Genomic DNA, 23,227 nt, shown 5'->3' on the forward strand with positions numbered 1-23,227 from the left:
AGCAGAGCCCTTGAATAAAATATTTTAATAATCATGTTTTGGTTTGTCTTAAAGTTGAGAGAGTGATATAATAACATTTGAACAAATGTTCAAATATAAAAATGTTATCAAGGAAATATTATGACTATGAATCAATTTAAAGTGACAGATAAATTAGAAGGACAATTACTAGAAGATGTTGCTCACTTTTTTAAAGCGCTGGGCAATGAAACACGTACTCAAATTATCTGGTCGCTTCGAGAATCTAGTAAAAAATCTAGTGAGCTTGCAGAAAGTCTGAAGATGTCCCCCTCAGCAATATCGCATCAGCTTACATTGTTGAAGCACTTAAAAATTGTAACATCACGTCGTGATGGTAAAAATCAAATCTACTCATTATCAGATGAGCATATTGATCGAATTCTCACATCTGTTGTTGAGCATTATCAGGAGGATTGAAAATGTCATCAAAAGCTAAACTGAAATTAAGACGAATTTTAGGTGCGACTCTTTTAATGGTGACTGTTTTCCTATTTGTTAAAAAGAGTCAGTTGCCCCTTTGGGGACAAGCTTTACTTTACAGCATTCCTTATTTATTGGCGGGATATGATGTCCTGAAAAAAGCTTTGTTAAAATTATGGAAAGGTAATCTTTTTAGTGAGCATTTCCTTATGTCATTGGCAACTCTAGGGGCGTTTGGACTGAGTTTTATGACTGGCCAAGCAGAATTCCTTGAAGCTGTCTTTGTCATGATTTTTTATCAAGTTGGGGAGCTTTTTGAGAATATTGCAGAAGGAAGTAGTGAAAAATCAATTTCTGACTTGTTAGATTTAAGACCAACTATTGTTCACCTAGAAAGAGACAGTCAATTAATAGATGTTGAACCAGGCTCACTGGCACTCGGTGATATTATTCTTATTAAACCTGGTGAAAAGATTGCAATCGATGGTGTTGTCATTGAAGGTAAGACCCAAGTTGATACGTCGGCTTTAACTGGAGAAAGTTTACCAAGGACAATCGAAGTTGGGGATGAAATTCTTTCTGGAACAGTCAATATGTCAGGTATTATTCACGTAAAAGTTCTCCGGGTCTTGGAAGATTCCACCTTAACTAAGATTTTAGAATTGATGGAGCATACAGCTGATTTTAAGTCTAAAAATGAAACTTTTATGACACGTTTTGCTGCCATATACACACCTACGGTTGTCATTTTGGCACTTGTTCTTGCTTTCCTCCCTCCACTTTTGTCTGGCAATTTTGGCGCAAACTTTCCTGAGTGGCTTAGCAGAGCATTAACCTTTTTGGTCATTTCTTGTCCCTGTGCTTTGGTTATTTCAATTCCACTGAGTTTTTTTGGAGGCTTAGGAGCAAGTTCAAAAATTGGAGTTTTAGTTAAGGGCTCTAATCATTTGGAGAATTTAGCTCATCTTGAAACACTGGTATTTGATAAAACAGGTACTTTGACAGAAGGCGTATTCCAAGTAACTGCGCTACATACAAATGGAATTGAAGAGGAACGTCTGCTCCATTTGGCTAGTCATGTTGAGAGATTTTCCAGTCATCCAATTGCTCAATCACTTCGAGCAGCTTACAAAAAAGAAGCGGATGATTGTTTGGTTTCCGATGTAAAGGAATTATCAGGATATGGCATCAGCGCCAATGTTAATGGACAAAATGTTGCTGTGGGAAATGGTAAATATATGGATGAGTTGGGTGTCGATTGGAGGAACTGTCATTATGTGGGAACTATTGTACATGTCGCGCTTGACAGTGTCTATGCTGGTCATATCGTGATTTCCGATCGTATTAAATCAGATACTAAATCCGGTCTTCAAGAAATTCGTAAACGTGGTGTAAAAAACTGTATCATGCTGACAGGTGATCATGAAAAAGTTGCTCAATCAGTTGCTGAGGAGCTTAATCTAACTAGCTTTGAAGCTGAGCTATTGCCAGCAGATAAAGTTAAGCGATTAGAAAAGCTAATGGAATCAAAATCTCATAAGAAGACCATTGGATTTGTTGGTGACGGGATTAATGATGCACCAGTATTGGCGCGTGCTGATATCGGTATCGCCATGGGTGGCTTAGGGAGCGATGCTGCTATTGAAGCAGCTGATGTCGTCGTTATGAATGATGAGATTGGTAAAATTGCCCAAGCTATTACAATTGCCCGTAAGACTATAAGAATAGCTCATGAAAATGCTATTTTTTCAATTTCTGTCAAAGTTTTAGTCCTACTTTTAGCAAGTTTAGGAATTGCCAATATGTGGTTAGCTATTTTTGCAGATGTTGGTGTGACGGTACTTGCAGTTCTAAATGCCATGCGAACACTAAAAACTTAAATTTTTAATGAAAACGTTATTTTAGTAGCTTTTTTTGGTATTTTTTTGTAAAATGGTAACGTATGCGACTGACATAGTCGTAAATATTATTGCACACAGCCGTAAGGCTATTGTATCATTAAAAGGAGAACAACTAATGGTAAAATTGGTTTTCGCTCGCCACGGTGAGTCAGAATGGAACAAAGCTAACCTCTTTACTGGTTGGGCAGACGTTGACCTTTCAGAAAAAGGAACTCAACAAGCTATTGACGCTGGTAAATTGATTAAAGAAGCAGGAATCGAGTTTGACCTTGCTTTCACTTCAGTTCTTAAACGTGCTATCAAAACAACTAACCTTGCTCTTGAAGCATCTGATCAACTTTGGGTACCAGTTGAAAAATCATGGCGCTTGAACGAACGTCACTACGGTGGTTTGACAGGTAAAAACAAAGCTGAAGCAGCTGAGCAATTTGGTGATGAACAAGTTCACATCTGGCGTCGTTCATATGACGTATTGCCTCCAGATATGGCAAAAGATGATGAGCACTCAGCTCACACAGACCGTCGTTACGCTTTGCTTGATGATTCTGTTATTCCAGATGCAGAAAACTTGAAAGTTACTTTGGAACGTGCACTTCCTTTCTGGGAAGATAAAATCGCTCCAGCGCTTAAATCAGGTAAAAATGTTTTCGTTGGTGCACATGGTAACTCAATCCGTGCCCTTGTAAAACACATCAAACAATTGTCAGATGACGAAATCATGGATGTTGAAATCCCTAACTTCCCACCATTGGTGTTCGAATTTGACGAAAAATTGAACGTTACTGGCGAATACTACCTTGGTGGTGAATAATAAGTATTAGAATCAAGTCTTTTGGCTTGGTTCTTTTTTTGGAAAAATCATCTATCGTGACATTTTCAGCTAAAAGTAGCCTATTTGAAATCAAAGTAAAAATAACTAGAAATCATTTTACTTGCTTATCAGATAAATAGATTTGTGGTAATATAGCATTATCAGAATTGAGGAGGATGGAAAATGAAAGCAGCAGAACGCCGACAAAAAATTATTGAAAGTCTTAGTCAGGTTACAGATCCTATTTCTGCTAGTCATCTAGCAAAGACATTAGGGGTTAGCCGTCAGATTATTGTTGGAGATGTTGCCCTTCTACGAGCTAATGGTAATGATATCATTTCAACACCAAGAGGCTATGTGTTAACCCAATCTCTTTATTCTAGTCAATTCATTGGGAAAATTGCCTGTCGTCATGATATATCTAGTACTAGAGAAGAACTTGAGTTGATTGTGGAAAATGGGGGAATTGTTGTTGATGTCGAGGTGGAGCATCCAGTTTATGGCATGCTAACAGCTCCCTTGAATATCAAGTCGAATGATGATATTAATAACTTCATGTCAAAAATTGAGACGTCACAGGCTACTCTTCTTTCGACGCTAACGCAAGGGATACATGTCCACACTATTTCTTGTCAGAGTAAAGATGAATTTGACAAAATAAAGGCAGACTTAACTCAAGCATCTTTTATATTAGGAGAAAACTAAATAGGTGTCTTGACAGGTGAATATATGGAGTGTATAATAGTTTTCAAACTTCTGGAAAAAATCCAGTAATTTATAAGAGGTTTGAAAATGAGAAATAAAGAGACAAAAGCATTAGTTTTCACTGCAATTTTAGTCGCATTTGGGATTTTGATTCCAATGGTGATGCCAATTAAAGTTATTATTGGGCCGGCATCTTTTACACTGGCTAGTCATGTTCCGGTATTTCTGGCTATGTTCATTTCTCCACTTGTTGCTATTCTAGTGGCTTTAGGAACGAGTTTTGGTTTTTTGATGGCAGGTTTTCCAATTGTCATTGTTATGAGAGCTGTGTCTCACTTTATATTTGCTCTACTAGGTTCATTGTGGATTAAAAAGCATCCAAATGATTTTAAAAAACCGCTTCGTGTTTTCTTATTTGCATTGATAATTAATTTCATTCATGGGCTTGCGGAATTTTTTGTAGTTTTCGTTCTAACGCAGGGAACTCAAAGTAGCACTGCCTTTGTAGGAACTTTGATCGGTTTAATTGGCTTTGGTTCGCTCCTTCATGGTTGTATTGATTTTTATATAGCATATTACCTTTGGAAAATCCTTTCAGAAAAAGTTGGAATTGATTTTTCAGTATCATCACATTAATTGGAGTTTGGGACATCAGTTCCAAGCTTTTTTGTTGGTTAAAATAATAAAAGCAAAGGGTACAGAAGATTTTAACGAATTATTATTTTTAGTTGAAAGATGTACAAAAGGAAAATTTTGAAAAATTACGTCATTTAGTTTATAATAGTAATGCTATAGTACTAGAAAGGATGTGAGGTCTTAGAGATGTCAACATATCAATTTCCTTCAGTGGATGATAATGAACCAATCGTTGGTACACCAGTCATCATGAATTTATATGAAAATGAGGACTTGATTACAAATATCAATGGCCTTTACCAAGATAAAGATTATAGCAATCCCTCTCATTCGATTGGACAGGTAGATTCATTACCTAATCAAAGATTGGCGGTTGATCGTGAAAAAACGATAAACGAGGGAAAATCATATGCAGAGTTAGCGCGAGAGAAGGCCAGACGTGATGTTAAAGAAAAACGTCAGAACTACTTACTCAATGAAGTTAAAAAACCTTCTAAAGCAACCTTCCAAAAAGATCTACAAGCTACTGCAGTTAAAAAAGCATCTAAATCTGACAATGACTTTAGTCGTTATGGTGAAAAACTTAAACAAGAACAGTATATTCTTGCAGAATTACCAACCATATATCAAAAGGTAAATCCAGAACCAAAAACAAATCAAAAGAATAACTATGACTTCCTAAAGCGTAGTCAAATATATAATAAAAAAGAAAATACAGCTCAAAAAGAGCATCGTATTGCACAAGAACTCAACTTGACGCGATTTGAAGACGTCAATTGAGATTTGCTAGAGCTTAGCTTGATTTTTTGTGCTCACATTAAGGAGTAATCATGTCAAAAACATATCATTTTATTGGAATCAAAGGATCAGGTATGAGTGCCTTAGCACTCATGCTTCATCAAATGGGACACAAAGTGCAAGGTTCTGATGTCGAAAAATATTATTTTACACAACGCGGACTAGAACAAGCAGGTATTCCAATTCTTCCGTTCTCAGAAGATAATATTACTGAAGTTGTTGAACTAATTGCAGGAAATGCATTCCGAGAAGATAATAATATTGAAGTGGCTTACGCTATTAAAAATGGCTTCCAATTCAAACGTTACCATGAATTTCTTGGGGAATTCATGACACAATTTACAAGTTTGGGAGTTGCAGGAGCACATGGTAAGACTTCTACAACCGGACTTTTATCACATGTCTTGAAAAACATCACAGAAACTTCATATCTGATTGGTGATGGTACAGGACGTGGTTTAGCAAATAGTAAATATTTTGTCTTTGAATCTGATGAATATGAGCGTCATTTCATGCCATATCACCCAGAATATTCAATTATCACAAATATTGACTTTGATCACCCAGATTATTTCACAAGCGTAGATGATGTTTTTGATGCTTTTAACGATTATGCTAAACAAGTTAAAAAAGGTTTGTTTATCTATGGTGAAGATGACTATCTGAGAAAAATCACAGCAGAAGCACCAATTTATTACTATGGTTTCAAGGAGAATAATGACTTTGTTGCCTACGATATAACTCGTACAACAAATGGTTCAGATTTTAAAGTTAAACATGGCGAAGTTGAGCTCGGAAATTTCCATGTACCAACATTTGGTCGTCATAATGTTCTAAATGCTACAGCAGTTATTGCAAATCTATACATTGCTGGTATGGACATGGCATTAGTAGCTGAACATCTGAAGACTTTCTCAGGTGTTAAACGTCGCTTTACTGAAAAAGTTATTAATGGGACAGTTATTATTGACGACTTCGCTCACCATCCAACTGAAATTATTGCTACAATTGATGCGGCTCGTCAAAAATTCCCATCAAAAGAAATTGTTGCTATTTTCCAACCGCATACATTTACCCGTACCATTGCATTGTTAGATGACTTTGCAAGTGCACTTAACGAAGCAGACGCAGTTTATCTTGCACAAATTTATGGTTCAGCGCGTGAAGTTGACTACGGTGATGTTAAAGTTGAAAATCTTGCAGAGAAAATTGTTAAACCTGCTAAGATTGTTACTGTTGAAAATGTTTCTCCGCTTCTTGACCATGACAATGCAGTTTATGTCTTCATGGGAGCTGGTGATATCCAACTCTATGAGCACTCATTTGAAGAACTTTTATCAAACTTAACAAAGAATAAACAATAAGAAAAAGGAGCTTCTTGGCTCCTTATTTCATAGGTTTGAAAGGAGATATATGCGTATTAGACATGCTAGAATGGAAGATTGGTCTGAGGTTGTTAGAATCGAGCAGGCTAATTTCTCCTCAGCAGAAGCGGCAAGTCCTCAAGCTATGAAAGAGCGGTTATCAACTATTTCAGATACCTTTCTAATTGCTGAAATCGATGGCAAGGTTGCAGGCTACATCGAAGGTCCGGTCGTATCTAAACGTTATTTGACAGATGACCTATTCCATCATGTTATAGCTAATGAAAAAGAAGGTGGATACATCGCTATTACCAGTTTATCTATTGATCAACCCTTCAAAGGACAGGGAATTGGAACAGCTCTTTTAGCTGCTATGAAAGATTTGGCTGTAGCTCAAAAAAGAGAGGGAATCAACCTTACTTGTCATGATTATTTGATCTCATATTATGAGATGAATGGCTTTGTTGATGAAGGTGAGTCCAATTCAACACATGGAGGAAGTCACTGGTATAACATGGTTTGGGAAAATCCTTATATAAAACAATAAAACGCTTTCTATTTGTTACGAATCAGTGACAAAAAGGGTTATTTGATTGATTTTATCATGTTTTTAGGTTATAATGGCGTTTGATTAAATCTAGGAGGACTAGCTTTGACCGATTTTAATAATGAGAAGCCAAACAATTTAGAAGGTAAAAGTTTTAAAGAACAGATACTTGCAGAAATTGAAGAGGCTACCCGTTTGAGAAAACTGAGAGATGAGGAAATCTTACGGGAAGAACAGGAAAAAAAAGAGGCAGCCAGACAGGCATCTTTGTTGGAAGCTGAGCAAAAAGCTCAACGTCTTAGACAGTCTAAAGACGCCGAGTTAATAGCAGAAAAAATAAGGATTGCATCTGAAGCTCAAAAAGCACTTGAAGAAAACAAACTTGATATTGATTCAAGTCGCCAAGAGGTGGATAAAGTTCTTGAGAATCTTGAACAGGCATTTGATTTACCCAATCAGACTAAAGTTGATATTCGGAATGTTGAACCGAAACCTGAAGTTCAAGAAGAGGAAAGTGATGAAAATCTAGTTGATGAACCAGATGTTGAGCAGGTTGAGGAAAAACTTGTTATTGATGAGAGCTCATCTAGCATGACTTTAGAAAATAAAACTGAAGTATCACTGACTGAATCTCAAGATGATTCAACTGAAAGAGATGATTTTGAGGCTAATGAAATGCCAACTTCAAGGGGGCGTCGCAAGCGACAAAAAACAGATAGTCTAGCTAAAAGAATTGCATCTGTTTTAATTTCTGCAATTGTAATCATTTTACTAGTAACTTCATTCTTTGGTTACCGCTATGTTACTAAAGCTATAGGACCGCTAGACAGTGAATCATCAGAATACGTATCTGTCGAAATTCCTGCTGGTTCTGGTAATAAATATATTGGTCAAATTCTTGAAGAATCTGGGATTATTAAAGATGCGACTATCTTTAATTTCTACACTAAATTTAAAAACTATACTAATTTTGGTAGTGGCTATTACAACTTTAAAGCCAGCATGGATTTAGATGAGATCAGTAAGCTACTTCAAGAAGGTGGAACTGCAGAGCCTGAAAGACCAGCACTAGGTAAGATTCTTGTAACCGAAGGCTATACCCTTAAACAGATAGCCACTGCAGTTGCTACAAATGCACAGGCGACCAAAGGTGAAAGTAAGAAAACACCTTTTGATTCAGAAGAGTTTATGACCTTAATTCAGAATAAAGATTTTATTTCTGAAATGGCAGAAAAATATCCTAAACTTTTCGCCAGTCTACCAAGTGCAGACCAAGTAACTTACCAGTTGGAAGGCTACCTTTTTCCAGCTACTTATGATTACTATGAGGATACAACTCTTGAAGGACTAGTTGAGCATATGTTGGCAACGACTGATGCCTACCTTGCTAACTATTATGATACAATTGCTGCTAAAGGGTTAACGGTTAATGAGGTTCTCTCATTGGCTTCACTAGTTGAAAAAGAAGGGTCAACTGATGAAGATCGCCGTAACATAGCTAGTGTCTTTTATAACCGCCTTAACATCGCTATGCCTTTGCAAAGTAATATTGCAATCTTATATGCAATGGGGAAACTTGGAGAAAAAACAACACTTGCAGAGGATGCAGCTATTGACACAGCAATTGATTCACCGTATAATATTTATACCAATACTGGTTTGACTCCTGGGCCGGTTGATAGCCCAAGTCTATCAGCTATTGAGGCCACTGTTAATCCATCGTCAACTGATTACTATTACTTCGTAGCAGATGTAAAAACTGGAGCAGTTTATTATTCTGAAACATATGAAGAACATGAAGCAAATGTTGAGAAATATATTAACAGTCAGTTAAGTCAGTAAAAACAAATAAGCATGGTGTCATAAATTGCACCATGCTTACATTTATGATGAAGCGAAAGACTTCAGAAAACACTATTTAGGAAAGAGAATTCAAAATGGCAGAAAAAACTTATGTAATGACACTTGCTGAAAAAGAGCAACTTGAGAAGGAACTAGAAGAGTACAAACTCGTCCGTCGTCCAGAAGTCGTAGAACGCATTAAAATCGCTCGTTCATACGGGGACCTTTCAGAAAACTCTGAGTACGAAGCAGCAAAAGATGAACAAGCATTTGTTGAAGGACAAATTCAAATCCTTGAAACAAAAATTCGTTATGCTGAAATCATTGATAGTGATGCAGTTGCAAAAGACGAAGTAGCTATTGGTAAAACAGTTCTTGTCCAAGAAGTTGGCACAGCTGATAAAGATACTTACCACATCGTTGGTGCAGCTGGTGCTGATATTTTCTCAGGAAAAATTTCTAACGAAAGCCCAATTGCTCAAGCACTTATTGGTAAGAAAACTGGTGATGTTGCCACAATCACTTCACCTGCAGGAAGTTATGACGTTAAAATTTTGAGCGTTGAAAAAACAGCATAACTATTAAAGAAAGTCTGGAACCTAAAATGAGTTCCAGATTTTTTATATTCAATGATTTAATGGCGAGGAGAATGTGGAAGTATCTCTTGGTTTAACATCAATTCAGATGCACATGGTTTCTGCTAACAATTAGCTACCCTCGGGATCTTCATTTCCAATACCGCAATGCTAAGTGGGCTGTTGGTGCTTTGAAAAAGTGAAGGGATGTCCACTAGACTGTTGGATCTAGATTGTTTGCTTAGTATTCTTATGCTATCATAAACTCAAAATGATAGATGTCAGTTTCGACTTGCTGTATTCCAGTTGAGAGAAGCATAGTTTCTTCAAGACCAATCTCCAAGAGCCTGGGGATAGACTCTTGGAGTGTTCCTTGTCTGAAATCTAATTCATTTGACTATATTAATGAGGATGAAATGTTTTTGTCCAAGATTACACAAGATAAAAAGACTTGGAATCATTTTTCCAAGTCTTTTTATCTTATTTACGTTTACGCTGTTTACCAGCATTGCGACGTTTGTTATTTGTGGTGATAGCTGATTGAACAGTAGTATCACTTGCTTGTGTTACATCTTTACGGGCTTTAGTTGTTTTGTAAGCCTTTGGCGGATTTTTTTCAAATTCATCTGCAATCTTTTTGCGTAGGCGTGGTTTGATGATATACATTGTAATCAATTGTTGGAAGATAGAGAAGAAACCACCGACTAACCAGTAGAGTCCAACACCAGCTGGAAGATTGATAGACATGAAAATCATCATTAGAGGCATCATGAACATCATAGATTTCATTTGTGCTTTTTGTTCTTCAGCGACACCTTGTACTGATAACCAAGATTGTCCGAAGTAAAGAACAGCAATAACACCTGTTAAAATCAAGCTGCGTTGGCCAAGATCCATACCAAGGAAGCTACTTTCAGCAACACCGTCAGTAAATCGAGCTGCGTAATACATAGCTGTAAAGAATGGCATTTGAATCAATAGTGGCAAGCATCCCATACCACCTAGAGGATTTACTCCATTTTCTTTTTGAGCAGCCATAAGCTCTGATTGAGCTGCAAGTTTCTCTTCTTGAGATGTTGCAGTTCTCATGCGTTCATTAATTGGCTCAAAAATAGGTTTTAGATAAGCCATCTTTTCAGATTGATAGCTGGCTTTCCAAGATTGATAGAGTCCAAGTGGAAGAATGAGGAATCGCACAATAATGGTTACGAGGATAACGGCAACACCGAATCCTAATCCCATGTCAGTAGCGAAAAATTGGATGACAGATCCCATAGGTCTTACTAAGAGATTGTATACCCAACCTTCTCCGGTCGGAACAATTTGTCCATTTTCCTTAGTAGTTTGAACACATCCAGACAGAAGTAAAAGCATTGACAGCCCTAGTCCTGAAAGAAAGATACGATTTAGTTTCTTTTTCAATGATAACTATTCCTTTAAATTTAATTTTACCTTACTATTTTACTGTTTTTTAGCAAAATATACAATAGTTCTTGAGACTGATTTTAATTGGCCATCCGAAAATCGGTATAATCTTCAAATTGTCCCATTTTAACATCAACATAAGTTACTTTCGCCCATTTTGATGGCCCTTTACGCACTTCTTGGATAAATTTGGCCATCTTAGCAGCATCATTGGATTGGGCTAGGATTTCTACTGTACCATCGTCGTTATTCCAGACTCGTCCATAAATATCTCCTATTTCTAGTGCAAGGGCATAGGTTGAGTAGCGAAAACCAACTCCTTGAACACGTCCAGACACAATTAAATGTACTTTTTTCATGAAACACCCTCCCGTATGATATAATATTCTTATGACTATTATAACCTCAAAATCAAATAATCTCATTAAAAAAACGAAGAAACTTCTACAAAAAAAACATAGAAAGAGCTCTTATCTTATTGAAGGCTGGCATCTATTTGAAGAGGCTCAAAAAGCAGGTGCTAGATTTCTTAATGTTTTTGTTTTGGAAACAATGGCAGAGCGCGTATCAGGAGTGTCTGGTGTGACACTTGTTAGTCCTGAAGTTCTTAAAGAGTTGACAGAATCACCAACACCACAAGGAATTGTAGCTGAAGTGAGCATGTCCAATCAAGAATTTGAAAATGTGTCAGAGGGGCGTTACCTAATCCTTGAAGATGTCCAAGATCCTGGGAATGTTGGGACTATGATACGTACAGCAGATGCTGCTGGATTAGATGGTGTTATTATTTCTAATAAATCTGCCGATATTTATAATCAAAAGACTTTGCGTTCTATGCAGGGATCGCATTTTCACTTGCCTATTTGGCGGACGGATGTCATCTCTGCTTGTCAAAAACTTCAAACGGTGGGTGTGCCTGTCATGGCGACAACTTTATCTAAAACCTCTGTTGATTATAGAGAAATAGAAAAGCCTTCTAGCTTTGCTCTTGTCATGGGAAATGAAGGGCAGGGGATTACCGAGGAAATGGGAAATCTGGCAGATGTCTTGGTTCATATTACAATGCCTGGTCAGGCAGAAAGTTTAAATGTGGCAGTGGCAACTGGTATTGTTCTTTTCAGCTTAATTTAAGGCATTGTGCTATAATGTAGGTGAAAGAGGTGACTTGTATGAAAAGATATGAGCGAGACAAGGAATTTATGGAGCATGTGGGGCATTTGATTGATCATCCACGCTTTCAGCGCTTGGATGGCATCGTACAGCACCAACATTCGACGAGAATGGAGCATTCGATTAACGTGGCTTATACTAGTTTTCGTATTGCTAGGAAACTAGGTTGGGATTCGAAATCAACAGCCCGAGGCGGTCTCCTTCACGATTTCTTCTATTATGATTGGCGTGTGACCAAGTTTAATAAGGGGCACGCTTGGGTGCATCCCCGCATTGCTGTGAGGAATGCGCGTAAACTGGTCGACCTAAATAAGCGAGAAGAAGATATTATTCTCAAGCACATGTGGGGAGCGACAATAGCACCGCCGCGTTATAAAGAAAGTTATATTGTCACAATGGTTGATAAATATTGGGCAGTCAGAGAGGCAGCACGACCTCTACGTCGTCCACTGCGCAAGGCATATATAAAATCAATTCGCTACAGCAGAAAGATTTTGTACAGTAACCATTAACGATGTAAAGAGTTAAAACAGTGAACTCGAGAATAGGTCGTTTTCGAGTTCTTACTTTTATAATTTCAATTAATGAGGAGTTAATATGAACGAAAATTTAATTTATACAGAAACAGACAGCGGTCTTAATCGCTTTTTTGCTAAAATTTACAGTCTGGTAGGTATGGGGATTGGCTTGTCAGCCTTTATTTCTTTCCTCATGCTTTATGTTTTTACAGATAACATGATTAATATCATGTATAATGCACCTTTTATTTATTATATCGCTATTTTTGCAGAATTAGCCTTAGTTTTTTTCGCCTCTAGTTCTGCTCGTAAAAATTCACCAGCAGCTTTGCCATTATTTTTATCTTATTCGGCTTTGAATGGCTTTACTTTGAGTTTTGTCATTGCATCCTATGCCAGAACAACCGTCTTTCAGGCTTTTGTAACGTCTGCTTTGGTCTTTTTGACAATGGCAGTGCTGGGTGTCGTTATTAAGAAGGACTTATCCGGTTTAGCTAAGGCATTCTTTGCGGCACTCATCGGAATTATTATCGCAAGTGTCATCAATATCTTTATTGGTTCTGGTGCAATGAGCTATCTTATTAGCATCGTTTCAGTTCTGATTTTTTCTGGATTGATTGCCTATGATAATCAGATGATTAAGAGAGTCTACGAAAATACAGGTGGAAATGCTGGAGATGGCTGGGCAGTCTCAATGGCACTTAGTCTATATCTAGACTTTATCAACCTCTTCTTAAATCTTCTTCGTTTATTTGCAAGAAACGATTAATATCTCATCAGAAGTTGGCTTTGCCAACTTTTTTGATTTGTCTTTTTGGCAATTGCAAAGCATTATGTTATAATAGTTCTAATATTTTGAAAATTCGAGGATAAATTATGAAAACACCTTTTATCTCATCAGCTGAGCTAGATAAAATTACAGATCAATTTCCAACACCATTTCATTTATACGATGAAAAAGGGATTCGTGAAAAAGCGCGTGCTTTAAACAAGGCTTTTGCTTGGAATAAAGGATTTAAAGAGTACTTTGCTGTTAAAGCAACGCCAAATCCAGCTATCTTGAAAATCTTACAAGAAGAAAACTGTGGTGTTGACTGTGCGACAGAAGTGGAACTTCTTATGAGTCACAAACTTGGCTTCACGGACATCATGTTTTCTTCAAACAATACACCTGTTAGGGAATATGTCTATGCCCGTGAAATCGGAGCGACTATCAACCTTGATGCTTATGAAATGATTGACTTTTTGAAAGAAACTGCAGGTCTTCCTGAGACTATTTCACTTCGTTACAATCCAGGCGGTGTCTTTGCCCTTGGAACTGATATTATGGATAACCCAGAAGAGTCTAAATTTGGTATGACTCATGATCAATTAATTCAAGGTTTTAAAGACTTGAAAGCAGCTGGTGTTAAAGAATTCGGAATTCACTCATTTCTAGCTTCTAATACTGTTACCAACGATTACTATCCAGAATTGGCCCGTCAGCTTTTTAATTTAGCTGTTGAAATTAAGGAAGAAACAGGAGTTGAGCTCAGCTTTATCAATTTATCAGGTGGCATTGGGGTTAACTATCGTCCAGAAGAAACTGCTAATGATATTGCCATCATTGGTGAGGGAGTTCATAAAGTCTTTGATGAAGTCCTTGTTCCTGCTGGGCTTGGTGATATCAAGATTTTCACTGAACTAGGTCGCTTTATGCTGGCTCCTCACGGTCTTTTGGTGACAAAGGTTCTACACCGCAAAGAAACTTACCGTGACTATGTCGGTGTTGACGCATCAGCCGTCAACTTGCTGCGCCCTGCCATGTACGGGTCTTACCATCACATCACTAACATGACAAATCCAAATGGTCAGATAGAAGTGGTAGACGTGGTTGGTTCTCTCTGTGAAAACAACGACAAATTCGCAAAAGAACGTGAATTACCTCAGGCACGAGTTGGTGATACTCTTGTTATTCATGATACTGGAGCCCACGGTTTCTCAATGGGTTACCAATACAATGCTCGTTTGCGTTCCGCAGAAGTCCTCTATCAAGAAGATGGTACAGCGCGCCTCATTCGCCGTGCTGAAACACCTGAAGATTACTTTGCAACCTTGTACGGATTTGATTTTGAGAAATAGAATGATAGGTCTGGAGCTAAGTTCCAGACTTTTTTATACAGATTACTAGTTTTTAAAGTATAGTAGTATCAGAGATGATAAGTCCAGAAACAAAAAATAATGAAATTTGTAAAGCGCTCGCTTTTTTGCTATAATATGAAAGGAAATAAAACTTAGGAGAAAAGAATACTTATGCCAACTTTTGCATGGATTTTGTTGATTATTGTTGCCCTCGGTGCTGGTCTTATTGGTGGAGCTTTTGTTGCTCGTAAACAAATTGAAAAAGAATTAGGTGAACACCCACGTTTGACTCCAGATGCTCTTCGTGAAATGATGAATCAAATGGGTCAAAAACCAAGTGAAGCAAAAATTCAGCAAACTTACCGTAATATTGTTAAACAATCTAAAGCTGCAATGACTAAATCTAAAAAATAATTTTTGGAAAAGGTTTGTCACGAATAACAATTGAAAAGGTGTGTGACAGTAGCCAGCGGTACTTGAAATATGCCAGGTGGCAGTTTCACAAGACAAACTCAGTTGGCGCTTCCAACTGAGTTTTTTGTGACATTCCTTAGAAAGAAGACTTATGGATAATAGACCAATCGGTTTTTTGGATTCTGGTGTTGGTGGGTTGACAGTTGCTCGTGAACTAATGCGCCAGTTGCCTCATGAAGAAATTATTTATATCGGAGATTCGGCGCGTGCTCCTTATGGACCAAGACCAGCAGAACAAATTAGAGAGTATACTTGGGAGCTTGTGAACTTTCTTTTGACTAAAGATGTCAAGATGATTGTTGTTGCTTGTAATACTGCGACTGCAGTGGCCTGGGAGGAAATCAAGGACAGTTTGTCAATTCCTGTTTTGGGGGTTATTTTGCCTGGTTCTAGCGCAGCTATTAAATCAACGACAAAAGGGCATATTGGAATTATAGGAACGCCAATGACTATTGCTTCAAATATTTACGAGCAAAAGATTAAAGCTTTAGCTCCGCAAATGGAGGTTCTAAGTTTATCTTGTCCTAAATTTGCACCACTTGTAGAGTCAAATGAAATGAATTCAAGTGTGGCAAAAAAAGTTGTTTATGAAAGTCTGGCTCCACTGGTTGGAAAAGTTGACACGCTTGTTTTAGGCTGTACCCACTACCCACTTTTACGTCCTATTATTCAAAATGTGATGGGACCGCAAGTCAAATTGATTGATAGCGGAGCGGAGTGTATACGTGATGTGTCAGTTCTGTTAAATTATTTTCAACTCAATCGCAGTCGCGAAGTATCGACTGTGAAGCACCGCTTTTATACTACGGCTAATCCGGGTTCTTTTAAGGCCATTGCTGACCAATGGTTTGATCAGAAAATTGAAGTAGAGCACGTTGACTTAAGTCAGTTAGATAATCAAATAGAGATGGAATAGGTGAATGATGTCAGAGAAAATTTATGAGTACAAAGATAATAAGGACTGGTTTGTAGGAACATGGGGTGACTATCAATATATTACAGCATTTTCTGAGGAAGGAAATTTTGAATACATTTACAAGTTGCTCTCTAGCCTTGGATTGAGTGACCAAGAGCAATGGTTGCAAGTTCATGTCGTTAAACACCATTCGGATTTTCGCTTGATTGCTTTTGTTGCAGATATGGTTAACCAAGAATTTAATCGTCAATTGGAAGTAGCTCAACATCAAGGTGCTATTTTAGTAACAGAAGGAGAGCAATTACTGGCTGTACATCTCCCTCAAGGTGGTGTATCAAAATCTGCTTTCTTTGGTAATGGCGGAGCTTCTTTTGGAGATTCAATTCTTATTGCAACTCGTAATGAAGGAAAGACAAAAGAGTTCCGTAAAATGTTTGAAAAGTTAGGACTTAAGGTTGAAAATCTTAATGACTATCCTGATTTACCAGAAGTTGAAGAAACAGGGATGACCTTTGAAGAAAATGCCAGATTAAAAGCAGAAACCATTTCTCAATTGACTGGAAAGATGGTTCTATCAGATGATTCAGGTCTCAAGGTTGATGTGCTTGGTGGTTTACCAGGTGTTTGGTCAGCTCGTTTTTCTGGTCCAGATGCTACTGATGAAAGCAATAATGCTAAGTTACTGCATGAATTGGCTATGGTCTTTAACAAAGAAGATCGCTCTGCCCAATTCCATACAACCTTGGTAGTAGCTGCTCCAGATAGAGAGTCTTTGGTAGTTGAGGCAGATTGGCCCGGTTATATTGCGACAGAACTTAAGGGAGACAATGGATTTGGATACGATCCTCTCTTCTTAGTCGGTGAAACTGGACGACATGCGGCAGAATTATCAGCAGAAGAAAAGAATGACATTTCCCATCGTGGATTGGCTGTTAAGAAATTGATGGAGGTATTTCCCCAATGGCAAGCACAACATTTATCGTAATGAGTGATTCTCACGGTGATCGTGAAATTGTCAAGGAGATAAAAGAACGCTATCAAGGAAAAGTTGATGCTATCTTCCATAATGGTGATTCAGAATTACCCTCTTCTGATCCAGTGTGGGATGGTATCTATGTGGTAGCTGGTAACTGTGATTATGATTCAGGTTATCCTAACAATCTAGTCACCCAATTAGCCAATGTTAGAGTTGCTCAGACACATGGTCATCTTTACCACATCAATTTCATGTGGGATAGATTAGACCTCTTTGCACAGGAAGCTCAAGCAGATATTTGTCTTTATGGCCACCTTCACAGAGCATCAGCTTGGCAAGAAGGCAATATCGTCTTCATCAATCCTGGCAGTGTTTTGCAGCCACGCGGCGAGATTAGAGAAAAGCTCTATGCCAAGGTTGAAGTGACTGATACAAGTATTAAGGTTGATTACTATACACGTGACCACAAACTTTATCCCCAAATTTCAAAGGAATTTAAAAGATGATTGCAAAAGAATTTGAAGAATTTATACTCAGTCACTTAGACCACTATCTGATTCCTGCAGAAGAATTGGCTGTTTTTATTGATACCCACAATGCAGACCATGTCATGCTCTTGTTGGCTAATAACGGTTACTCTCGAGTACCTGTAATAACAAAGGACAAGAAGTACGTTGGGACAATCAGTATTTCTGACATTATGTCTTACCAGACTAAACATCACTTGGCCGAGTGGGAATTAACCCAGATGGATATTGGACTTATGGTTAATGATAAGATTGAGACCATTCCTGATACAGCTAGCTTAACAGATACCATGCATAAGCTAGTTGATTACCCATTTTTACCAGTAGTTGATAAGACTAATACCTTTGTTGGTATCATAACCCGTAAATCTATATTGAAGGCCCTCAACAGCCTTCTCCATGACTTTACTGAAAACTACAATATTGTACCTAAAGATGATTGATTGGATTCAAGAATTTATTGATAGTAAGGATTTGTCGGAAAATAGCAGAGCAGCTTATTTCTATGATTTACAGCAGTTCGTGATGTCTATTGATGATAAGATAAGTCAGGAAAAACTAGCGCTTTATGAGCAATCTTTGAGTGATTTTAAGGTTTCAGTCAAAAAACGAAAAATTTCGGCAGTAAATCAATTTCTCTTTTATCTGTATGAAACTAGGAAAGTTAATCATTTTTACAAGCTGACTAATAAGGAAAAAATTCAAGATAAGTCTGCTCCGCATCAGCTCCTAGATTTTCAACTTTTTTATGAGAAAACTGAGTTTCCGCAAGGTCAGCTGATCTCACTCTTGATTTTGGAATTAGGCTTAAGTCCCCAAGAGATTCAAACGATAGAACAGGCAGACTTGGATTTGGATTTTGCCATATTGTCCTTAAATAAGTCAGGTTTGATTCGGGTTTTAGAAATTCCTAAGCTATTGATTTCCTACTTGCAGAAACAGGTTTCTAATAATCAAAGATTTCTTTTTGACAAGTCGGGAAAAATTTATTCTAGACAGTGGTTTTTCAAACAATTGAAACTTTACCTGACTGAATTAGGTATGTCAGACTTGAGTGCTCAGGATTTGCGTCAGCAATTTATCCTAAAGAAAAAAGAAGAAGGAAAGTCAATATCAGAACTAGGACGTCTTCTAGGTCTTAAAAGTCCAATAACGCTGGAGAAGTATTATAAGAATGGATATTAAATTAAAAGATTTTGAAGGCCCTTTGGATTTCTTGCTCCACTTGGTCTCTAAATATCAGATGGACATTTACGATGTCCCTATTGTAGATGTCATTGAGCAATATTTGGCCTATATTTCAACCCTTCAGGCCATGAAATTGGAAGTTGCGGGTGAATATATGGTTATGGCTAGTCAGCTCATGCTGATAAAGAGTCGAAAGCTTCTTCCTAAGATTGTTGAAGCGGAACCTGAAGAGGACGATCCAGAAACCCTGCTCCTAGGTCAAATTGAAGAATACCGAAGATTTAAAGCTATTAGTGAGGAATTAGCTGCTCAGCATGAGGAAAGGGCTAAGTTTTATTCTAAGCCAAAGCAGGAACTCATCTTTGAGGATGCAGTCCTTACCCACGATAAATCAGTTATGGACCTTTTCCTAGCTTTTTCTAAAATCATGTCAGACAAACAAGAGGCTTTTAGAAAGAGTCATACTGTTATCGAACGAGATGATTATCGGATTGAGGATATGATGACTGTTTTAGAAGAGCGATTGACAAAGTCACCGGTCCTAACCTTAACTTCTGTTTTTAAAGAATGCCAGTCTCTTCAAGAGATGTTGACTCTTTTTTTAGCAACACTGGAGTTAATAAAGGTCCATACTGTTTCAGTCCAACAGTCAGAAAATTTCGGTGAGATTGTTTTATCAAAAATTTCATCCTGAAACTAGAAAGGCTCGTCAAGTTACATTTATGTTTTGACTCAATCAGACCTATAGATAGTTCGCTCAAAAGCAGTTGTCTATGCCTGTTTTGTTGGTCATTCTAGTGGTTTGAAAAACGAGCTAATGCAGGATGTAGCAACTGCTCATAGGCAGTTGCGTTTAGTGACGAGGAGCAGGCGACCGTCACTAATCATCAAGTAAAACGCCTTTGTATCTTAGTGAAATGAACACGGCCTACGAGCGGTGCAAAAAAGATAGATTTTCTTGTGTGCCAGCACACTTCGTCTTAAACGTCGTAGACGTCTGAACTTTCTACGCCGATAGCTATGAAAGTCCTAGTCGTCTTGACGAGGGTGCGTCTGCAAAATTGATTTCTAACGAAATACCAATTTTGGACTTACCGCTTATTTTTGCTTTGCTCGTTTAACGGCCTTTGTATCTTAGTGAAAGGGAAATAATGAATTATTTAGCCCAGATTGAGGCTTTGCTTTTTGTTGCAGGTGAGGATGGTTTGAGTTTACGTCAATTGGCTTCTATGATTCAATTGACTCCAACGGCTCTCCAGCAGCAGTTAGAGAAATTGGCTCAGAAATATCAAGAAGACCAAGATTCAAGTCTTTTATTACTTGAGACCTCAAATACCTATAAGTTAGTAACCAAGGAGTCTTTTGCAGACTTGTTGCGCGAATTTGCTAAGGCTCCAGTTAACCAGTCTCTATCACGGGCCAGTCTTGAAGTGCTTTCGATTATTGCCTACAAGCAACCTATAACAAGGATTGAAGTAGATGATATTCGAGGAGTTAATTCGAGTTCTGCTATTGGTAAATTGATGGCTCTTGGCTTGGTAACTGAAGCTGGAAAAAAAGAAGTATTGGGTCGTCCAAATTTGTATGCTACGACTGATTTTTTTCTTGATTTCATGGGTATCAATGACTTGTCTGAATTAGTAGATGTGTCAGGTATCGAAGTTGAAAATGAAGAAATGACTCTTTTTAACACTATGGATTTACCAGAGGATGAGGAAAACTAGAGATTAGCTCTGCTATTATCCCTAAAAACAAAAAAACTGAAGTAGTGGCAGATGTCACTGAAATATACACGGACGTGAGTCCGCGAGGAGAAAAAAATGAGAATTAATAAGTATATTGCCCATGCAGGTGTTGCCAGCCGTCGAAAGGCTGAGGAATTGATTAAACAAGGTTTGGTCACAATCAATGGTCAGGTTGTCCGAGAATTGGCTACAATGGTTAAGTCTGGAGATGTAGTTGAAGTTGAAGGAACACCAATTTATAATGAAGAAAAGGTTTATTATCTTTTGAACAAGCCACGTGGCGTGATTTCATCTGTCTCTGATGAAAAGGGCCGTAAGACAGTTGTTGACCTCTTGCCTCAGGTTAAGGAGCGCATCTATCCTGTTGGCCGTCTGGACTGGGATACTTCGGGGCTCCTTCTTCTGACTAATGACGGTGACTTCACAGACCTTATGATTCACCCACGTAATGAAATTGATAAAGTTTATTTGGCTCGTGTCAAAGGCATAGCGACTAAGGAGAATCTTCGTCCGCTAACAAGAGGTGTGGTCATTGATGGCAAGAAAACCAAGCCAGCTCGTTATAACATTATCAAGGTTGAAGCAGATAAAAACCGCTCAGTAGTTGAATTGACTATCCACGAAGGTCGCAACCACCAAGTCAAGAAAATGTTTGAAAGCGTCGGACTTTTGGTGGACAAATTGTCTCGTACCCGCTTCGGTAACCTTGATTTGACAGGACTTCGTCCAGGAGAAGCCCGCAGACTCAATAAAAAAGAAATCAGCCAGCTTCACAACATGGCTGTTAATAAGGTCAAATGAAAAAAATCTTAATTGGACTGGTAAGATTTTATCAAAAATACATCTCACCAGCCTTTCCGCCTTCCTGCCGCTATCGTCCATCCTGTTCTGCCTATATGATTGAGGCCATTGAAAAACATGGCGTCAAGGGAGTTTTGATGGGGATAGCTAGAATTCTCCGCTGCCATCCCTTGGTTGAAGGAGGAGAAGATCCAGTTCCAGACCATTTTTCATTAAGAAGAAATAAAGTATCAAAATAAGTTTAATATGCAAAAATTCCCACTAGATTCATAGATTCAGTGGGAATTTTATATTGATTCAGATATTAGTACTTAGACCAAGTTCTAGGAATAAACATTAGTAGTACTGGATAGATTTCCAGACGGCCTGCAATCATAGCAAAAGAGAGGACGATTTTTGAAAATGGGCTAAAGATATCAAAGCATTCCCCTGTTCCAAGCATAGGACCAATATTGTTGAACGCAGATGCTGCTGCAGAAAAAACAACCATAAAGTTATCGTTATCTAAGGATAAAACCAGAACAATACCAAAGATAATCATGACGTAGATTCCGAAGTATTTTAGTACTCCATGCTGAATTTCTTTATTTAATGGTTGGTTATTAATGTGCAAAGTTGTCACACGATTAGGATAAAGTGATGAGAGGACCTGATTCTTTGAAATCTTAGTTAAAATCAAGGCACGCATAACTTTCATACCACCTGCAGTAGAACCAGCTGATCCACCAATAAACATGAGAATGAGCAGGATAACCTGAGAGAAGAGAGGCCAAACTGTGAGGTCAGTAATTCCATATCCTGTAGTCGTAATCACATTAGCAACCTGAAAGAGGGAGTGTTCAAAGGCCTTGTATTCGGAATGATAAAGCCCACTAATATTCAGCCAAATTAATGCTACAGATACGACGATAATACCAATATATGCTCTCAATTCTTCATCTCCAAAGAATGCTTTGAATTTTCTAAGAAGAAGGAAGTAGTAGAGATTAAAGTTGACTCCAAATAAGAGTGTTCCAATAGAAACAATATTGGTAATAAGTGAGCTATTGTAGTGAGCAATACTATCATTATAAACTCCAAAGCCACCAGTACCTGCCCCGCCCATACCGATAATAAAACTATCATATAGGGGCATTCCAGCAAGCCATAGAACTAGGGTGAATAAAGCAAACATTGCCAGATAGATGATATAAAGAATTTGAGCAGTGTCTTTTAATTTAGAGACGACTTTACCAAAAACTGGACCAGGTACTTCAGCCCTCATAACTTCCAAATGACTATTGTTGCTGTTTTCCATAATTGCAAGAGCAAAAACCAATACCCCCATCCCTCCGATTAAATGGGCAAAACTTCGCCAAAACATTAAGGAAGGAGAGAGAACAGCTGTATCTGATAATATTGTTGCCCCTGTAGTAGTGAAGCCAGAGCTCATTTCAAAGAAAGCATCAATTAAGCTCGGGATTTGACTGGTAAAGACAAAAGGTAAGGCTCCAAAGAAAGCCCATAAAATCCAACATAAAGCTACAATCAAAAGACCCTCTTTGGTATAGATATGATAATTTTTAGGTTTAAAGAAACTACCAATCCCGCCTAATCCCAATAAAATAGCAATGGTTCCAAGAATACTAAAGATTACAGATGTTGGCTCTTTATAAAGAAAGGCTACTATTAGAGGAACTAACATCAAACCAGCTTCAATGATTAATAATTTTGATAGGAGGAATCTTACCATACTTTTATTCATGG

General features: G+C 37.9%; 27 protein-coding genes. 24 read left to right on the forward strand and 3 right to left on the reverse strand.

Features of this window, described 5'->3' with window-relative positions:
* The first annotated feature begins 120 nt into the window (after positions 1–120).
* The 10 genes from F601_RS0110630 to greA all read left to right on the forward strand — a co-directional run bounded on the left by F601_RS0110630 (position 121) and on the right by greA (position 9,623).
* On the forward strand, positions 121–438 hold the full coding sequence (locus tag F601_RS0110630) for an ArsR/SmtB family transcription factor (protein ID WP_018165669.1): 318 nt from the start codon (positions 121–123) through the stop codon (positions 436–438).
* 2 nt (positions 439–440) lie between these two features.
* The gene (locus tag F601_RS0110635) at positions 441–2,321 is read left to right on the forward strand and encodes a heavy metal translocating P-type ATPase (protein ID WP_018165670.1); all 1,881 of its coding nucleotides are present in this window, start codon (positions 441–443) and stop codon (positions 2,319–2,321) included.
* Positions 2,322–2,457: 136 nt separating this feature from the next.
* Positions 2,458–3,153, forward strand: a complete 696-nt coding sequence (locus tag F601_RS0110640; protein WP_018165671.1) for a phosphoglycerate mutase — start codon at positions 2,458–2,460, stop codon at positions 3,151–3,153.
* A gap of 183 nt (positions 3,154–3,336) precedes the next feature.
* Positions 3,337–3,858 (forward strand): transcription repressor NadR, encoded by a 522-nt coding sequence (locus F601_RS0110645; protein ID WP_018165672.1) that lies wholly within the window; start codon positions 3,337–3,339, stop codon positions 3,856–3,858.
* An 87-nt stretch (positions 3,859–3,945) separates the two neighbouring features.
* A complete protein-coding gene (locus tag F601_RS0110650) occupies positions 3,946–4,494 on the forward strand; it encodes a hypothetical protein (protein WP_018165673.1) in 549 nt (182 codons plus the stop codon).
* Positions 4,495–4,680: 186 nt separating this feature from the next.
* Entirely contained in the window at positions 4,681–5,274 is a 594-nt protein-coding gene (zapJ, locus tag F601_RS0110655) for a divisome accessory protein ZapJ (RefSeq protein ID WP_018165674.1), read from the forward strand.
* A 50-nt stretch (positions 5,275–5,324) separates the two neighbouring features.
* Positions 5,325–6,656: a UDP-N-acetylmuramate--L-alanine ligase gene (murC, locus tag F601_RS0110660; protein ID WP_018165675.1), complete on the forward strand. Its 1,332-nt coding sequence runs from the start codon at positions 5,325–5,327 to the stop codon at positions 6,654–6,656.
* Between the two features lie 49 nt (positions 6,657–6,705).
* Complete coding sequence (locus F601_RS0110665) at positions 6,706–7,203, forward strand: GNAT family N-acetyltransferase (protein ID WP_018165676.1); 498 nt, start codon at positions 6,706–6,708, stop codon at positions 7,201–7,203.
* Positions 7,204–7,308: 105 nt separating this feature from the next.
* Positions 7,309–9,045, forward strand: coding sequence for an endolytic transglycosylase MltG (gene mltG / locus F601_RS0110670; RefSeq protein ID WP_018165677.1), 1,737 nt, complete (start codon positions 7,309–7,311; stop codon positions 9,043–9,045).
* 95 nt (positions 9,046–9,140) lie between these two features.
* A complete protein-coding gene (gene greA / locus F601_RS0110675; protein WP_018165678.1) occupies positions 9,141–9,623 on the forward strand; it encodes a transcription elongation factor GreA in 483 nt (160 codons plus the stop codon).
* A 477-nt stretch (positions 9,624–10,100) separates the two neighbouring features.
* Here greA and yidC read toward each other — a convergent pair whose 3' ends face one another.
* A complete protein-coding gene (yidC, locus tag F601_RS0110680; RefSeq protein WP_018165679.1) occupies positions 10,101–11,042 on the reverse strand; it encodes a membrane protein insertase YidC in 942 nt (313 codons plus the stop codon).
* A gap of 83 nt (positions 11,043–11,125) precedes the next feature.
* The gene (locus F601_RS0110685; protein ID WP_018165680.1) at positions 11,126–11,404 is read right to left on the reverse strand and encodes an acylphosphatase; all 279 of its coding nucleotides are present in this window, start codon (positions 11,402–11,404) and stop codon (positions 11,126–11,128) included.
* A 31-nt stretch (positions 11,405–11,435) separates the two neighbouring features.
* Between F601_RS0110685 and F601_RS0110690 the strand changes: the two genes are divergently transcribed.
* The 14 genes from F601_RS0110690 to yidD all read left to right on the forward strand — a co-directional run bounded on the left by F601_RS0110690 (position 11,436) and on the right by yidD (position 21,720).
* Positions 11,436–12,176 (forward strand): TrmH family RNA methyltransferase, encoded by a 741-nt coding sequence (locus F601_RS0110690; RefSeq protein ID WP_018165681.1) that lies wholly within the window; start codon positions 11,436–11,438, stop codon positions 12,174–12,176.
* A gap of 38 nt (positions 12,177–12,214) precedes the next feature.
* Entirely contained in the window at positions 12,215–12,727 is a 513-nt protein-coding gene (locus F601_RS0110695) for an HD domain-containing protein (protein ID WP_018165682.1), read from the forward strand.
* A gap of 85 nt (positions 12,728–12,812) precedes the next feature.
* Positions 12,813–13,502: a Bax inhibitor-1/YccA family protein gene (locus F601_RS0110700; RefSeq protein ID WP_018165683.1), complete on the forward strand. Its 690-nt coding sequence runs from the start codon at positions 12,813–12,815 to the stop codon at positions 13,500–13,502.
* Positions 13,503–13,609: 107 nt separating this feature from the next.
* Positions 13,610–14,854 (forward strand): diaminopimelate decarboxylase, encoded by a 1,245-nt coding sequence (locus F601_RS0110705; protein ID WP_018165684.1) that lies wholly within the window; start codon positions 13,610–13,612, stop codon positions 14,852–14,854.
* 171 nt (positions 14,855–15,025) lie between these two features.
* The gene (locus F601_RS0110710; protein WP_018165685.1) at positions 15,026–15,268 is read left to right on the forward strand and encodes a YneF family protein; all 243 of its coding nucleotides are present in this window, start codon (positions 15,026–15,028) and stop codon (positions 15,266–15,268) included.
* A gap of 151 nt (positions 15,269–15,419) precedes the next feature.
* Complete coding sequence (gene racE, locus F601_RS0110715; protein WP_018165686.1) at positions 15,420–16,244, forward strand: glutamate racemase; 825 nt, start codon at positions 15,420–15,422, stop codon at positions 16,242–16,244.
* Between the two features lie 7 nt (positions 16,245–16,251).
* Positions 16,252–17,229 (forward strand): nucleoside-triphosphate diphosphatase, encoded by a 978-nt coding sequence (locus F601_RS0110720; RefSeq protein WP_026183200.1) that lies wholly within the window; start codon positions 16,252–16,254, stop codon positions 17,227–17,229.
* The gene (locus tag F601_RS0110725; protein WP_040833577.1) at positions 17,205–17,726 is read left to right on the forward strand and encodes a metallophosphoesterase; all 522 of its coding nucleotides are present in this window, start codon (positions 17,205–17,207) and stop codon (positions 17,724–17,726) included. Before F601_RS0110720 ends, F601_RS0110725 begins: the two co-directional genes overlap by 25 nt.
* On the forward strand, positions 17,723–18,190 hold the full coding sequence (gene cbpB / locus F601_RS0110730) for a cyclic-di-AMP-binding protein CbpB (protein WP_018165689.1): 468 nt from the start codon (positions 17,723–17,725) through the stop codon (positions 18,188–18,190). The genes F601_RS0110725 and cbpB overlap by 4 nt, the downstream gene beginning before the upstream one ends.
* The gene (gene xerD, locus F601_RS0110735) at positions 18,183–18,932 is read left to right on the forward strand and encodes a site-specific tyrosine recombinase XerD (protein WP_018165690.1); all 750 of its coding nucleotides are present in this window, start codon (positions 18,183–18,185) and stop codon (positions 18,930–18,932) included. Before cbpB ends, xerD begins: the two co-directional genes overlap by 8 nt.
* Positions 18,922–19,629: a segregation/condensation protein A gene (locus F601_RS0110740; RefSeq protein ID WP_018165691.1), complete on the forward strand. Its 708-nt coding sequence runs from the start codon at positions 18,922–18,924 to the stop codon at positions 19,627–19,629. Before xerD ends, F601_RS0110740 begins: the two co-directional genes overlap by 11 nt.
* Before the next feature lie 457 nt (positions 19,630–20,086).
* Entirely contained in the window at positions 20,087–20,659 is a 573-nt protein-coding gene (scpB, locus tag F601_RS0110745) for an SMC-Scp complex subunit ScpB (RefSeq protein WP_018165692.1), read from the forward strand.
* A gap of 96 nt (positions 20,660–20,755) precedes the next feature.
* Positions 20,756–21,481, forward strand: a complete 726-nt coding sequence (locus F601_RS0110750) for a pseudouridine synthase (protein ID WP_018165693.1) — start codon at positions 20,756–20,758, stop codon at positions 21,479–21,481.
* Positions 21,478–21,720 (forward strand): membrane protein insertion efficiency factor YidD, encoded by a 243-nt coding sequence (gene yidD, locus F601_RS0110755; protein WP_018165694.1) that lies wholly within the window; start codon positions 21,478–21,480, stop codon positions 21,718–21,720. The genes F601_RS0110750 and yidD overlap by 4 nt, the downstream gene beginning before the upstream one ends.
* Positions 21,721–21,785: 65 nt before the next feature.
* Here yidD and F601_RS0110760 read toward each other — a convergent pair whose 3' ends face one another.
* Complete coding sequence (locus F601_RS0110760) at positions 21,786–23,225, reverse strand: TrkH family potassium uptake protein (protein WP_018165695.1); 1,440 nt, start codon at positions 23,223–23,225, stop codon at positions 21,786–21,788.
* Positions 23,226–23,227 lie beyond the last annotated feature (2 nt).

The organism is Streptococcus henryi DSM 19005 (genome assembly GCF_000376985.1).
GTDB lineage: Bacteria > Bacillota > Bacilli > Lactobacillales > Streptococcaceae > Streptococcus > Streptococcus henryi.